Origin of the sequence: Pectobacterium colocasium, assembly GCF_020181655.1 — a bacterium.
Lineage (GTDB): Bacteria > Pseudomonadota > Gammaproteobacteria > Enterobacterales > Enterobacteriaceae > Pectobacterium > Pectobacterium colocasium.
Genome location: NZ_CP084032.1, coordinates 3,073,300 through 3,086,011 on the forward strand (window position 1 = coordinate 3,073,300; position 12,712 = coordinate 3,086,011).

The window sequence follows — 12,712 nt, forward strand, 5'->3', positions numbered from 1 at the left end:
GCAAAATTTGTCTCTCTTCTGCCAGAGCACTGCTGTAACGACAACAGAACATATAGATATGACAGGAAAATGTAAGGAAGAAGATACTGCATTGATATTAAAGAAATTGGTGAGCGACTGAGACTGATTGCGGGGGCTGTAGCATGAAATCGTTCTGCTCTCAAATTTCACGCTACAGGCCTTGTCTTCAGGGCGCTATGTGGGTTGGATGACTGAAACATTTACCGATCGCTTTTCACAACCCGATTGACCAGCCAAATGCCTGAACACACCAGGACGAGTGCAAAGAAATATTTCCACTCCAGGATGCTTTCATTCAGGAACAGTGCTGACAGCAACGTGCCAGATACCGGGATAAGGAAATTAAATGGCGCAACCATACCGACTCGATTGTATTTCAGCAGTTGGCTCCATAATGAAAAAGCGACTGACGAGAGCAAAATAAGATAGCCCAGCATCAGTACCGCTTTCCAATCCGGCATGATGAGTGTCCCACCTGTACAGTATCCCGATATCGTTAAAATGATCCCGCCAATAGCCAGTTGATAACCGGTCATCACCGTTGGGTCCATCGTTTGCGATATTCGCTTACCATATATAGTAGATGCTGACAAAATAAATGCTGCAATAACAACGAACCCATCACCCAACAGCGTAAAACCGGTGCTCATTCCGTTACTGTTGATATTAACGACCATCACACCGACAAAGCCTAATATACAGCCAGTTAGCTTGTTGATATTTAATTTATCATTCTGGTATAAATAATGAGCAAGCAGCACGCTAAAAAAAGTACTGGTTGCATTCATGATCGAACCTTTAACACCCGTGGTATAAGCCAGACCGATATAGAAGAAAACGTACTGCAGTGATGTCTGGAATATTCCCAGGATGCTTAGCTGGACTAACTGCCCGCGCTGGAAGCGCCCGATAGATCGCCCACTTAGCACGGCAAGCACTAGCAGCAACAGCCCGGCAAACGCGAATCGGTAGCCTGCAAAAACAAGTTTTCCAGGAATATCATTATCTGCAATGTGAAACAGTTCATAACCATTTTTAATTGCCGGATAAGCACTTCCCCAGAGCAAACAGCATAATGTGGCGATAAAAAAAACAACTTTTTTATCAGAGAAAAAATGCGGACGCTTTTCCAAGAAAAATTCCTCCGAAGATAGATTCGACATAATAGCGTTGAACCCCAGACAAATAAAGTTAGGAAACCAGACTCTTTATTTTTTATTATCATTCTGTATGATTTCGCATCACGTATTTCTCTTTTCTTTTTAAAGAGTTAAAAACGTGATCGGGATCGCACCGAATTTGATTAAGGTTTCTCAATATATGCCGATTACCTTTTACATTGGTTGTTTAGCTAATGGATTGTCATTAATGTAGACACTAAAACCTAAACGCCAATGCCACCACTAGTGGCATGGTAAATCATAAACTCCTGAGAATGAGTGAATGGATATGAAAATAACTTCAAGGTCTGAGCAGCACGCCGAGGCTGGCATGCTGAGCAATTTACGGCTAGTTCCCTTATTCGTCATTATTCTGGGTGGAATCATGCTGTTATTTGCAGCATCTATTGGCACATCCAGCTATTTTCTACAAAGCAGCAATCAATCATTAGACGACGTTACACAAGAAATTGATACCCGAATGGGGATCTCAAACAGTTCCAACCATCTTCGTACCGCACGTCTGTTGCTAATCCAGGCTGCTGCAGCTGCGCGTATTGGTGATTCTCAGGTCTTCAATGACAACCTGAAGCAAGCTGAACAGCGGCTGGAACAGTCAAAAAAAGCATTTATGGTCTATGAAGAGCGCCCGGTTAAAACACCGCAAGATATGGCGTTGGACGGCGATCTGCGCAAATCCTATGATGCTTATGTCAATCAAGGTCTGATGTTAATGCTTACTGCGGCAAAACAGGGGTTGTTTGAAGAGGTTATCACTCTCGAATCTGAAGAAACCCGTGTTTTGGATTTGGCCTATAACAAATATTTGTTAGAAGCTGTCGCTTACCGTACGCAAAGAGCGAAAGAATTAAACGAAACTGCGCGTAAAAACGCGCTACTCGGGTATTCATTGATGGGGGGCAGCTTTACTCTGGCAACGGTTTTAACGCTTCTGACGTTCTTACTTCTCAGAAGTATTCTCATCAAACCAATGAATCAGTTGGTGACGCGAATTCAGCGAATTGCACAAGGCGATTTGACTCAAATGTCAGAGCGTTATGGCAGTAATGAGATCGGTACGCTAGCCAGCAACGTTCAGCAAATGCAGTCTTCTCTGGTCACAACCGTCACTACAGTCCGAGAAAGTGCAGATTCTATTTATCAAGGTTCGACGGAGATTTCATCCGGTAATACAGACCTTTCCTCGCGAACCGAACAGCAAGCCGCAGCGCTTGAACAGACTGCCGCAAGCATGGAGCAATTGACTGCAACTGTGAAGCAAAACTCAGAAAACGCGCATCACGCAAGCCAGCTCGCGGCGAATGCTTCTGGAAAAGCTAAACAGGGTGGCGAGATCGTTGCAAATGTCGTCAACACGATGAACAGTATTTCGGGTAGTTCAAAGAAAATCTCTGAAATTACCAATGTTATTAACAGCATTGCATTCCAGACGAATATCCTTGCGCTAAATGCGGCGGTTGAAGCGGCCAGAGCGGGAGAACAGGGACGTGGTTTTGCCGTCGTCGCCAGCGAGGTTCGTAGTCTTGCCCAGCGTAGTGCACAAGCCGCAAAAGAGATAGAAACGCTGATTTCCGAATCCGTCAATCTGGTCAATAGTGGCTCTGTTCTGGTTGATAACGCAGGTCAAACCATGAAAGAGATCGTCGATGCCGTTACTAACGTCACTGACATCATGGGTGAGATTGCCTCTGCGTCTGACGAACAAAGCCGGGGAATCACTCAAGTCGGCCAGGCAATATCTGAAATGGATAGCGTAACACAGCAGAATGCTGCACTTGTTCAGGAAGCCAGTGCAGCAGCCGCATCGCTGGAAGAGCAAGCTGCCCTGCTGACCCGCGCAGTTGCAACATTTAAGCTATCTGGACATTTATCAAGTGCACCTTCAACCCCTGCCCAGCCGAACGCTCTGGCCGCGAAGGATCGCTCCTCACTTGCCCTCCCCCGTAAAACCAATACAGAAAACGGTAACTGGGAAACGTTCTAATACTGGATAGCCAATCCACTACGAGCATTGTTCATACACGGACAATGCTCGTCATCGACATCTTCCCATTACTCTTTTTGCGGCAACGTTTTTGGCTCAACAAACGTACCATCTTTACTGTCAGCCTCATTGAAAAACCAAATACCGGCTGGGTAATCTTTTAATGCAACTAAGTACATTATCCCTTCTTGGAACGTTTCCACAGCCAGAATCGTCCCTTCCCGGCGCGTTTTCCCATCGGTTTTAACTGTAACCAGATCATTAACTTTCATAAATTATCTCAAAATAGCTTCTAACATCAAAAAACAGCATTATCATTTGCAACTACGGTAGTAATAGTACCTGTATGAAATGATTAATTTTATTTGTTTTTAACAACGCCATATTGACCCTCTCTGTCATTAAATATCGATTATTCAGGCAAAAAATTGATCGTTTCTATCCTAAATGACTTCGCCTAATACCGCTCCACTTTAGCCAGACCATGCTGATTGCCGGGGAACGGTGAAGCGGCATTCATAAATAATTTTACCTGTTCCAGTAACTGCCACATATACCGGCACTGATGGTTACGCGTTATCGTTTCGTGTAACGACAACCACAGCAACTCGATTGGATTTAGCCACGGCGAATACGTGGGCAGGAACAACAACCGGAACTTCGTATTTTTTTCCAGCCACTTTTTCACCTTGTGGCTTTTATGAATGATGTAATTATCAACGACCAGCGTAATGGTTTTCGCTCGCCGATATGTCCGCCGTAATGTCTCTAACAGCTTGATAAATAAATCAGAACACTTTTTACTGCCGCCAACTTAATGGACTCGTCCCGTATCCGAATGCAGTGCCCCTGCCAGATAATACTTTTGGTTCTGTCCCGGCGTAGTAATACGTTTCTGTTGCCCTTTGAGCATCCAGTCCGCGCCGATTTTCGGGTTCAGGTCGATATCTACTTCATCCTGATAAAACACGGGATGCTCCGTTTGTTTCCGAGAGACCGCCTGTTCGATGACGAATCGTTTTTCCTCATAATCTGGATCTTTGATTTTCAGTGTTGGCGCGGCTCTGCGCCAGACAATACCCGCTCGTCTCAGATAGCGATGTAACGTGGAAGGATGAAGCGTCACGTTAAAAAGCCGGTTAATGATAAGTGCCAACAGCTCGGTACTCCAGCGGGAGCGCAGCCAGCCAAAATCCTGAGGAGAGCGTTTAATAAGAAGCGGTAGCATATGCAGGATATCAGCGACTGGCCAGCGCGGTGCTCGTCCGGCTTTGAGGCTCTTTAGACCTTCAACACCATGTAAAGTAAACCAATTTATCCATCTTCCAACCGATGAGCGGGCCGCACAAAGCAGTCTGGCAACGTCGGTGACAGTCATTCCCCGATGCAGCATCAGTATGGCGATGAGTCGTCTGGAGTAATTTTTATCATGTGTCTGTTGGGCTTCTTTACGCATTAGTCGTCGTTCTTCATCAGGGATTGCTGCTATGATCGGCATCGCTCAGTCCGGTTGGTGATTTGTTTTGATTTGGCGATTGATCAGATCGCATAACTCGGACTGAGTTCCCTTCAAGTGATCTACTATTTGGCAAAGTTATTTAGTACATCCGACATATTCGCAAAAGAGATTAAAAGTTGAACGAACTATTGAACGTTAATGAACAGAGAGATAACGGTGAGTTGGACTACAATCAAGTCATAACATCAGAATGGATGCAATTGATAGCCACAACCTCACAGAAATCTTTTAATCTACTGCGAATCCTCTCCGATCAGAAGGCGTCCGACTTTGCTGACGAGTTCTACTCTTACATGCTCAAAGATCAGGAGGCCTCCCTTTTTCTTTCCAGCCAGCAAGTCCACGATCGTCTCCATGGCTCGATGAGCCAGTGGATAGCAGATATTCTAACGAATACCGGGAAACATCTGGCTGACCTGATTAATCATCAAAAGAAAATTGGCCAGATTCATGCACGCATTGGTATTCCCGTCGATCTGGTCGAGCGCGGCGCTCGGCGCCTAAAATGGCACCTTTATGAAGAGATCGGGCTGGTTGCAGAGGATAAAGCGCTATGTTTTGATGCCATGCGTTTTGCCTCTATCTCTATGGATATCGCCCTAGAGATCATGAGTAAAACCTATTCACAATCGCACGATCTCGCCGCCAAAAATGAAGAATCCTATCGGCTATTTTCTATTCTGGAAAACGCCAGTATGGAGAGAGAGCGTCAGAATGCATCGCTACTAAACTGGGAAAATGCTTTTATTTTCAGCGTCGCGACAGGTACACCGCTTTACAGCATCCAAGACCTGAGTGATTCAGAGTTTGGGCTGTGGTTTAACCATAAGGGGAAATCCAGTTTCAGTAACATTCAGGGGATACGTACTATCGCCTCAATCATGACGGAAACGGATGAGTATATTCACAGCTATAGCACTACCGCACTACTGACGCAGCAGGATTACGCCCCGCTACTTAAAGCTGTCAGAAGCAAAATTTATAAAATAAATATGCTGCTGAGATCGCTATTTGACGAAGTCCAAAAGTTGGAAAGCGGTAAGGATACGTTGACCCTTCTGCTAAACCGTCGCTTCCTGCCAACCATTCTTCGGCATGAAATATCGCTGGCCATGCACTCAAATGCCCCGCTCAGCATTGCCATGATTGATATTGACCACTTTAAAACCGTCAATGACACTTATGGCCATGCAGCTGGTGATAACATCCTGAAAAGGATTGCAGAAGTGCTTTATGAAAGCATGAGGAACAGCGACTATGTTTTCCGTTACGGCGGGGAAGAATTCATGATCGTGCTTATTGAAACACCCAAAGTTGCCGCCCACACCATCATTGATCGATTGAGAAAGAAAATTCAGGATCACCCGATTTATCTCCAAAGCGGTGAAAGCGTTACAATAACCATAAGCGCAGGTATCGCCGTGTATAGCGGCCATCCAGATTATGAATGTCTGATAAAAGCAGCAGACGATGCGCTCTATCAGGCAAAAGCCAATGGAAGAAACCGGATCGAATACGCCCCGGAAGAATAACTATTTTACCTTGCTGCAAGCCTGCGCTTCTGGCCACAAGCGAAAAAGAATAGTCAGCTATTCATCATCGCAGGTTTGTATCCCCTCGCTAAGCAAGCAGTTAGATTCTTCCATTCATTGAACAAATTCACAGCATAAAAACGATAAACCACCGATTTTACTAACCAATCCGCCAGAAATTTGATACATATTCAATAAATAAGCATGATCGTCGACAATGCATCATGCAGTGAATCTTTGATAGTTTGATCTTATTTACGCAGGGGAGGAACGAGCATTGCAGCGACAGCAGGTTTCATCGTCACGAATTTATTCCATTGGGTACGATCCAAAGACGCATAACCTTGAGATAGAATTTCATAATAAAGAGATCTATCAATATGTTGGCGTACCTGAATCTATCTATAAAAAATTTATTTCTGACGCTGTCGTCTCTAAAGGCCGTTTCTTTGATGGCGTGATAAAAGATAAATTTTTATGCCGAAAAATCAGATAAAAATTTAGCCATCATCGCGTCGATATTTGTCGTCGTTTCTTAACGACGACGTAAAGCCCACCAGCTTGCCCCAACTTTCTCAACCGTCTTTCTGCCCCACAACTCATCATGTGAATTAAACCTATATCCAGACGGTATCTTACCGATAACATCCCTTCAGACTGTGTGAGTATCTATCCTGTCTAACTAAGGAGAGTTCATATGATCGCATCGGATATTCAGGGGGCTAATCTTGTATTTGCTCAGTCCAGTAAGCACACTATTACACCAGATGAAGATACTTTCAAAATGGCACTTGAGAAGGCGAAGGATAGCGGACAGCTCTCCGACACGAGCCCAGCGCTAAAATTGAGCCCCTGCGTTCGAAAGCAGCACAGGAATTTATGGACTGGGTCTCCATGTCTCATGAAGAAAGATTATTCTTCTCCGTACTTGCATCCATGGGAATATCCAAGGAGCAATATGAGGCAATGCCGGTAGAAGAACGCATGGCGTTAGATCTAAAAGTACAAGAGTGTATAAAAGAAATGCTGGAACAAGGCCAACAACTCGCGTAAGTACAATGAACACGCCGGTTACAGAGATACGGCGGCAACCTTAGCGTCATTAACCTTATCGCTCGCCAAAATGCGAACCAGAACACCAATACGCCCGTCGTAAAAGCAGGCCAGCGCACGATGCTTCCCAGAGGTATGGTGTACGGAAGCATCATGCTGTCATTCGCTTGCAAAGTTGCCCATGACATCCACTTCTCTAGTGCCGGCTCTTCGCTACCACTCGCTATTTTTCAGGCACAAAAAAACCGCCTTTCGGCGGTTGAATTTTATTTTATAACTTCTTGTTTTTATTGAAGTTAAATCAATGGTGCCGGGGCGGGACTTGAACCCGCACAGCGCGAACGCCGAGGGATTTTAAAAAGTTACACCACATTAAATAAAACAATAGGTTAAATTATATCAAAGACTTGCAATTACGGAATTGTACGGAATATTGCGCTACGCTCGTTTTTGCTGCCATCAAATTTGACAATGGCAGCGATATGATTACTTATCTATTTCTAATGAATCGAATGGATTTAGGGTAACAGCCGCATCCAGATGATCAGGAGCAAAGTGGGCATAACGCATTGTCATGGTGATAGTGCTGTGGCCTAAAATCTGTTGCAGTACCAGAATATTCCCGCCGTTCATCATGAAATGTGATGCGAATGAGTGGCGTAAAACGTGGGTAAGCTGCCCGCTCGGTAATTCAATGCCAGCCCGTTTAATGGCGTACTTGAAAGACTCATAAGCTGGGGTGAAAAGCGCCCCACGTTTTTTAGGCAGCAAGCTGCGCATCTTCTCAGAAATTGGCACCGTTCTGTTCTTGTTGCCTTTCGTTTTGGTGAACGTGACACGGTTTGGCAGGATTTGAGATTGCTTTAAATCCTGTGCTTCACTCCACCGTGCTCCGGTAGCCAGGCACAAGCGAACGATAATACCCAAATCCTTATTGTCTGATTCATCACACGCAGCCAGCAGGCGCTTTATTTCGTCCGGATAGAGAAATGCCAGTTCCTGATCGCCCTCTTTGAATTGGCGTATGCCATCCAGTGGATTTTCTTTATCCCACTCCCCCATCCTTTTCAGTTCGGAGAAGACTGCACGCAGGTAAGAATATTCACGGTTGACCGTCGCTTCTTTCAGAACGGCTTTACCCTTTGGATTCCACTCACCTTTAAGGCGTCGTTCGCGGTACACAGCAAACATATTTTTATCAACGTCGATAGCAAACGGATCGTCTAGACGTTCACAAATGGCGAGTAATTTCGTGTAGCGGGAATCACCGGATGACAGCGTTTTGCCGTGCATGTCATACCAGCGCTGAACCAAATCTTTCAGAGTGATATTACTGGTTGTGGTATCGATGCCTTTTTTATCGGCCATAAGGCGGCGCTCATAAGAAAGCGCCTCGCCGCGAGTGGCAAACTGTTTGCGGATGCGTTTACCATCACGACCATATGGGAAGCACTGACAAAGCCATTTGCCAGATGGAAGTTTGCTTACAGCCATATTCTAGACGAACAAAAAACGCGCCACAGCTAAAGCTATACCTGCTGTGCCAATGATAGTCGCGGCAATCCATTTTGTTTGTGCAGAAATTTCTTTATGGATAGACGACATTTCTTTCTGTAGATCGCTTTTGGTTGCAAACTCTTCCGAGCGTACTGATAGCTTAGCTAGATCAACTTTTATCTGAGCAATGCTGTCTTCCGCTTTAGCTACTCGTTTCAGTAACTCGTCCATACCATCACCTCCACTACCGCCATTATCACTTTCTTTCATTCTATCAGCAAAAGGTAACGGTGCATCATGAAGCTGTATAACCTTGTTATTATTATCCTTATTCATAATCAGCCTCATTATCACTATTTTCGATCCATTTCAGAACCGGATAAACTCGGTAAAAACTTACGTGACCACAATTTATGCAAGAAACTCGGTATTCGCAGTTGGATGGTCTGGGGTAGGCAGTTGGATCAACATATCGATAGGTAACATAACGCGTCACCAGAGAATTTATGGATTTTACTAGCTCTTCTGGTGATAGCTCACTTGCATTTTCTGGTAAATCGACAGAACCAAGCGATCCACTTTCAGGAACAGATAATGCTGGAGAACCGCATGACAAACAGTGTTGTGCAGCGCCCTTTGCAGAGAGGAACTCTGCAAACAACTTGGGCGTAACTTTCATTAATCGTTCTTTTAATTTTTCTTCTGCTCGCTCTCTCTTGAGAGTTTGAGTTGCAAAAATCTCATCTAACTCTAGGGGGGATCTATTATTATCTGTCATATATATTGCTCTTCGGGATTTAAAATAATCACCACTTACATGCACCACGCAGAGGCTTAATTGCTTCTGACAACCCAGTCAAATCAAAACGAGCGGAAACAGGACTCTCACTATATGGCACTATGGTTGTGTATAGAGACTTACTTTTCATAAGCTCTTGAATGAATGAAATAGTTTTTCCAGTATAAAAAACGGCTTTATTATCCGTTGAAATATTCCATGTCTTTTTAACCGGTTTCTGAGAATCTACACGATGTGTCATATAAGTTTCATCTAAGCCAAGATAAGAATCCCAGTTCAGGAAAAGATTAGTCTTTCCTTCCTTGCAGGTTAGAAATAATGTTGGCATTACTGGCTGACCAAACTGGCCTCTGATAGGTTCTTCAGCATTTTGATACACATAAACATTCCATGAATCGTCCAGAGGTGACTGCTCTTTATTAATAACCCACTTCCCAACATCGCCAGTAGGGTTACTATCATCATTTGCGTCATTTTTCTGGCTGACAGGTGCCTCAGCTTTTTTATCTACTTTATCGAAACAGGCTAATCGCTGTTTGCTATCACCAATTGATTTACAGGCTAATATTTCATCATTACTGAGGTTTAGTTCTGCTGCAAAAGAACCACTACATAATAAAAATGACATTGCTGTTAAAAGGTATTTTTTATTCATCAAAGACTCCATTTGATTAAAAATAAAATAAGAAATAATTTCTATGTATCAATGCGCCAAAAGCATCCCCAGCACGATCCCCGCCGCAAGCACTGCGCCAAAAATCCGAGGTTCTGCTTTTAAGGTATTTACCGCATCTTGCCACGCCTGCACTTTTGGGGGTGATGCGTTGGATTTAGTTCCGCCCTGCCGTTCATCCAACCACCCCATTGCTTGCTGAAGCTGGGGGCGAGTTAAATCAATTAACCGGCTTGTACCAAAATTGATGTGACAGAATCGCGTAAGCTGTTCACGTAATCCGTTCTGCTGTGTGCTTCTTAATAATTGGGACACTAATTTTTTATTAGCATCTTTTTCCCGACTACGATCATGTAACGCATTCAGGAAACTGAGCGCCGTGGAATACTGGCTGATGGTGATTTCTTCAATGCCATTCACACCGAGTTCAGCATGTAAGCGACGCCAAACAAAACGAGCCTCTTCACGCCCTGCTTCCGCAATATCTTTCACCAACTGGTTTAATTGGGAACGCTGTGCACTAACCAACGGGCGCAAATCTTCTTTAGCTTCTGGTGCGGCAATATTGATATTTTTTTCGTAATAATCACGTCCTGCGACCCGATTATTATCCCCTTGAGCCTCTACGGTCATCCATTACATCCTTGATGCTTCGCTACTTCTTGCCTTCGTGATAGTCCCTGCCCGCTACGCGCTGGCCGCTACCCGTTACGTTTATCGATGCTGTTGCAGAACTCCCCGCCGTCAATGCAGCTAAAGCAGCGGCTTTCACTGCTATGGGCGCTTTCCGGTAATGCCCAACTAATTCTTGTTCATCATCACTAAGAACTTCAGCCGAACGTTTACCTAAAACAACATATTGAATATCAACGCCAATCTTAGCTATTCCATTGAGATAATCAGCATCTGGCGATCTTTCGCCTTTCTCGTACTTGAGTTGGGCTAATTTCTTTACTCCACCAATTTCACCAAGAGCCAATTGACTAAGGCTGAGACGCTCTCTTTCTTCTCGAAGACGCTCGCCGATATCCAAACGCATAATTTTTCCTTGACTTGTATTCAAATGAATACCAAAATGCATTCAACAGGCTAACAGTGGATCACAACATACCATTATGACACAAGAAAATCATGATCTGAGCGCACAGTCCAACACCAGGGATCGTGCTGTAGGTGCAGAGAAGAACTTGGGGGTATTGGAAAATAATGAGCGACTGAGTATCGCAGCCAGCCTTACGGAAAGTATTAATAAAAAGGCTGAAGAGCTTGGAAAAAAGGTCTTCAGCCGAGATATAAAAATTATTCTGACACTAGCACTGGCAGCAGAAACAGAGTCTTGCAATGTGCTATCTGGATCAGCGGTTAAGACTTGATAGCTTTGCCTACTGCATTGAATACGGTTGCGTACAACTCTTCGAAGGTAATTGAGTTGTATGTGTGGGGTGAACCATCACTTCTAGCCGGAAGCTGATTTGCAACTAACTGAGATAATTGCTGTAGAGAACCATTATTTAATGCAGCTTTTATCACTTCACCAGTTTCTTTTATTTGTAGTTCTTTGTTTGTCATTTCATAACATCCTTACTTTGTGTGAGAGCAGTGAGGATACCACGCGCCGGACGTGGCTAAAAACTCCGGCACATACTTAAAAATGGAGAAATATATGACACAAGAAAATCATGATCTGAGCGCACAGTCCAACACCGGGGAACGTGCTGTAGGTGCAGAGGTAGAGGCTCAAAAACGCCCTAAAATCTTCAGCGCTGGGTTGAACGATGATGAGTTGATTGAATTCCTGCGCGAAACTGCTGATGTGATCTATACCCGCAGTTCTCTCCGAGGAAAACCTGAAAGGCTGCGGGCTAATGCTGATGAGTCAGAAAAAAGATTAGCTGAACTCGAAAAAATTATTTCCGGAGTAGTTCATCAGCAAAATTAGCATTCCACTCTTCTGGTATGTAAGAAGAATGCTTTTCAGTGAGTTGAGATATATCTTCATCGGCTGAGCTGTAGTTATCACCATGTTCGATGATGAATTTAATTACATCATTTGGAATTACATAGCGGTTAATTTCATCACATAAAATAATTATTGCATCATTCAATCTAATATTTCTCGCATCTGAAATGGATACGTTTTTTTTGTAAAACAAATAATGAGTGAGTGCATTTACACCAGAAAGAATTTTACGTTCCTTATCGAATTCTTCACGGTGATTAAAAAGAATAAGCTCAAGCTTAAAAATGATTAGAGTGCGATTAGTTATAAACGGAGCAATCCTTGTATTGTCTGGATTATTAATTTTTAAAGCACTGGCGATATTAGCAGAAGTACGGTTATAAGCGTGAAGACAGGAAGTTAGATTGAGCTCCATAAATTTCCCTTTGTGGTTGGTTGATTGGTAGCACTTGAAGCCTACCACAAAACCACGCGCCGGACGTGGCTAAACATT

General features: G+C 43.9%; 16 protein-coding genes and 1 pseudogene. 6 read left to right on the forward strand and 11 right to left on the reverse strand.

The features are described 5' to 3' along the window. Window positions 1-221: 221 nt before the first annotated feature. Entirely contained in the window at window positions 222-1,154 is a 933-nt protein-coding gene (locus tag LCF41_RS13815) for a DMT family transporter (RefSeq protein WP_225085098.1), read from the reverse strand. Between the two features lie 310 nt (window positions 1,155-1,464). On the opposite strand from LCF41_RS13815, the gene LCF41_RS13820 reads away from it, so the two are divergent. Further along, window positions 1,465-3,186, forward strand: a complete 1,722-nt coding sequence (locus LCF41_RS13820; RefSeq protein WP_225085099.1) for a methyl-accepting chemotaxis protein — start codon at window positions 1,465-1,467, stop codon at window positions 3,184-3,186. Between the two features lie 68 nt (window positions 3,187-3,254). Here the strand turns inward: LCF41_RS13820 and dsrB are convergent, their stop codons facing one another. Together dsrB and LCF41_RS13830 are read right to left on the reverse strand one after the other, a co-directional pair. Continuing rightward, a complete protein-coding gene (dsrB, locus tag LCF41_RS13825) occupies window positions 3,255-3,458 on the reverse strand; it encodes a protein DsrB (protein ID WP_225085100.1) in 204 nt (67 codons plus the stop codon). Between the two features lie 185 nt (window positions 3,459-3,643). After that, a pseudogene (locus tag LCF41_RS13830) lies at window positions 3,644-4,684 on the reverse strand (IS630 family transposase). 137 nt (window positions 4,685-4,821) lie between these two features. Between LCF41_RS13830 and LCF41_RS13835 the strand changes: the two are divergent. From LCF41_RS13835 to LCF41_RS13845, 3 genes are all read left to right on the forward strand, one after another. Next, window positions 4,822-6,237: a diguanylate cyclase gene (locus tag LCF41_RS13835; protein ID WP_225085101.1), complete on the forward strand. Its 1,416-nt coding sequence runs from the start codon at window positions 4,822-4,824 to the stop codon at window positions 6,235-6,237. A 277-nt stretch (window positions 6,238-6,514) separates the two neighbouring features. Next, window positions 6,515-6,733, forward strand: a complete 219-nt coding sequence (locus tag LCF41_RS13840) for a KTSC domain-containing protein (protein WP_180742553.1) — start codon at window positions 6,515-6,517, stop codon at window positions 6,731-6,733. A gap of 398 nt (window positions 6,734-7,131) precedes the next feature. Next, complete coding sequence (locus tag LCF41_RS13845; RefSeq protein WP_225085102.1) at window positions 7,132-7,290, forward strand: hypothetical protein; 159 nt, start codon at window positions 7,132-7,134, stop codon at window positions 7,288-7,290. Window positions 7,291-7,776: 486 nt separating this feature from the next. On the opposite strand, the gene LCF41_RS13850 is transcribed toward LCF41_RS13845, so the two are convergent. From LCF41_RS13850 to LCF41_RS13875, 6 genes are read right to left on the reverse strand one after another with little or no spacing between them, the layout of a single operon-like run. After that, on the reverse strand, window positions 7,777-8,784 hold the full coding sequence (locus LCF41_RS13850; protein ID WP_225085103.1) for a phage integrase: 1,008 nt from the start codon (window positions 8,782-8,784) through the stop codon (window positions 7,777-7,779). A gap of 3 nt (window positions 8,785-8,787) precedes the next feature. Further along, the gene (locus tag LCF41_RS13855; protein ID WP_225085104.1) at window positions 8,788-9,123 is read right to left on the reverse strand and encodes a hemolysin XhlA; all 336 of its coding nucleotides are present in this window, start codon (window positions 9,121-9,123) and stop codon (window positions 8,788-8,790) included. After that, a complete protein-coding gene (locus LCF41_RS13860) occupies window positions 9,116-9,565 on the reverse strand; it encodes a hypothetical protein (RefSeq protein WP_225085105.1) in 450 nt (149 codons plus the stop codon). Before LCF41_RS13860 ends, LCF41_RS13855 begins: the two co-directional genes overlap by 8 nt. Window positions 9,566-9,593: 28 nt before the next feature. After that, the gene (locus tag LCF41_RS13865) at window positions 9,594-10,241 is read right to left on the reverse strand and encodes a type VI secretion system-associated protein TagO (protein WP_225085106.1); all 648 of its coding nucleotides are present in this window, start codon (window positions 10,239-10,241) and stop codon (window positions 9,594-9,596) included. A 48-nt stretch (window positions 10,242-10,289) separates the two neighbouring features. Continuing rightward, the gene (locus LCF41_RS13870; protein ID WP_225085107.1) at window positions 10,290-10,892 is read right to left on the reverse strand and encodes a hypothetical protein; all 603 of its coding nucleotides are present in this window, start codon (window positions 10,890-10,892) and stop codon (window positions 10,290-10,292) included. A 22-nt stretch (window positions 10,893-10,914) separates the two neighbouring features. Further along, window positions 10,915-11,298, reverse strand: a complete 384-nt coding sequence (locus LCF41_RS13875; RefSeq protein WP_225085108.1) for an XRE family transcriptional regulator — start codon at window positions 11,296-11,298, stop codon at window positions 10,915-10,917. A gap of 76 nt (window positions 11,299-11,374) precedes the next feature. Between LCF41_RS13875 and LCF41_RS13880 the strand changes: the two genes are divergently transcribed. Next, complete coding sequence (locus tag LCF41_RS13880) at window positions 11,375-11,632, forward strand: hypothetical protein (protein WP_225085109.1); 258 nt, start codon at window positions 11,375-11,377, stop codon at window positions 11,630-11,632. Here the strand turns inward: LCF41_RS13880 and LCF41_RS13885 are convergent. Then, a complete protein-coding gene (locus LCF41_RS13885) occupies window positions 11,622-11,828 on the reverse strand; it encodes a hypothetical protein (RefSeq protein ID WP_225085110.1) in 207 nt (68 codons plus the stop codon). The two genes, LCF41_RS13880 and LCF41_RS13885, sit on opposite strands and share 11 nt — an antisense overlap. A gap of 94 nt (window positions 11,829-11,922) precedes the next feature. Between LCF41_RS13885 and LCF41_RS13890 the strand changes: the two genes are divergently transcribed. Continuing rightward, complete coding sequence (locus LCF41_RS13890; protein WP_225085111.1) at window positions 11,923-12,198, forward strand: hypothetical protein; 276 nt, start codon at window positions 11,923-11,925, stop codon at window positions 12,196-12,198. Here LCF41_RS13890 and LCF41_RS13895 read toward each other — a convergent pair. After that, window positions 12,167-12,634, reverse strand: coding sequence for an ECs1072 family phage-associated protein (locus LCF41_RS13895; RefSeq protein ID WP_225085112.1), 468 nt, complete (start codon window positions 12,632-12,634; stop codon window positions 12,167-12,169). The two genes, LCF41_RS13890 and LCF41_RS13895, sit on opposite strands and share 32 nt — an antisense overlap. Between the last annotated feature and the right edge of the window lie 78 nt (window positions 12,635-12,712).

Bases quoted from the DNA above. Each gene is read 5' to 3' on its own strand.
- LCF41_RS13885 (WP_225085110.1), bottom strand. From the start codon at position 11,828: ATGACAAACAAAGAACTACAAATAAAAGAAACTGGTGAAGTGATAAAA.
- LCF41_RS13895 (WP_225085112.1), bottom strand. From the start codon at position 12,634: ATGGAGCTCAATCTAACTTCCTGTCTTCACGCTTATAACCGTACTTCT.
- LCF41_RS13845 (WP_225085102.1), top strand. From the start codon at position 7,132: ATGTCTCATGAAGAAAGATTATTCTTCTCCGTACTTGCATCCATGGGA.
- LCF41_RS13855 (WP_225085104.1), bottom strand. From the start codon at position 9,123: ATGAATAAGGATAATAATAACAAGGTTATACAGCTTCATGATGCACCG.
- LCF41_RS13850 (WP_225085103.1), bottom strand. From the start codon at position 8,784: ATGGCTGTAAGCAAACTTCCATCTGGCAAATGGCTTTGTCAGTGCTTC.
- dsrB (WP_225085100.1), bottom strand. From the start codon at position 3,458: ATGAAAGTTAATGATCTGGTTACAGTTAAAACCGATGGGAAAACGCGC.
- LCF41_RS13820 (WP_225085099.1), top strand. From the start codon at position 1,465: ATGGATATGAAAATAACTTCAAGGTCTGAGCAGCACGCCGAGGCTGGC.
- LCF41_RS13865 (WP_225085106.1), bottom strand. From the start codon at position 10,241: ATGAATAAAAAATACCTTTTAACAGCAATGTCATTTTTATTATGTAGT.
- LCF41_RS13880 (WP_225085109.1), top strand. From the start codon at position 11,375: ATGACACAAGAAAATCATGATCTGAGCGCACAGTCCAACACCAGGGAT.
- LCF41_RS13875 (WP_225085108.1), bottom strand. From the start codon at position 11,298: ATGCGTTTGGATATCGGCGAGCGTCTTCGAGAAGAAAGAGAGCGTCTC.
- LCF41_RS13860 (WP_225085105.1), bottom strand. From the start codon at position 9,565: ATGACAGATAATAATAGATCCCCCCTAGAGTTAGATGAGATTTTTGCA.
- LCF41_RS13870 (WP_225085107.1), bottom strand. From the start codon at position 10,892: ATGACCGTAGAGGCTCAAGGGGATAATAATCGGGTCGCAGGACGTGAT.
- LCF41_RS13890 (WP_225085111.1), top strand. From the start codon at position 11,923: ATGACACAAGAAAATCATGATCTGAGCGCACAGTCCAACACCGGGGAA.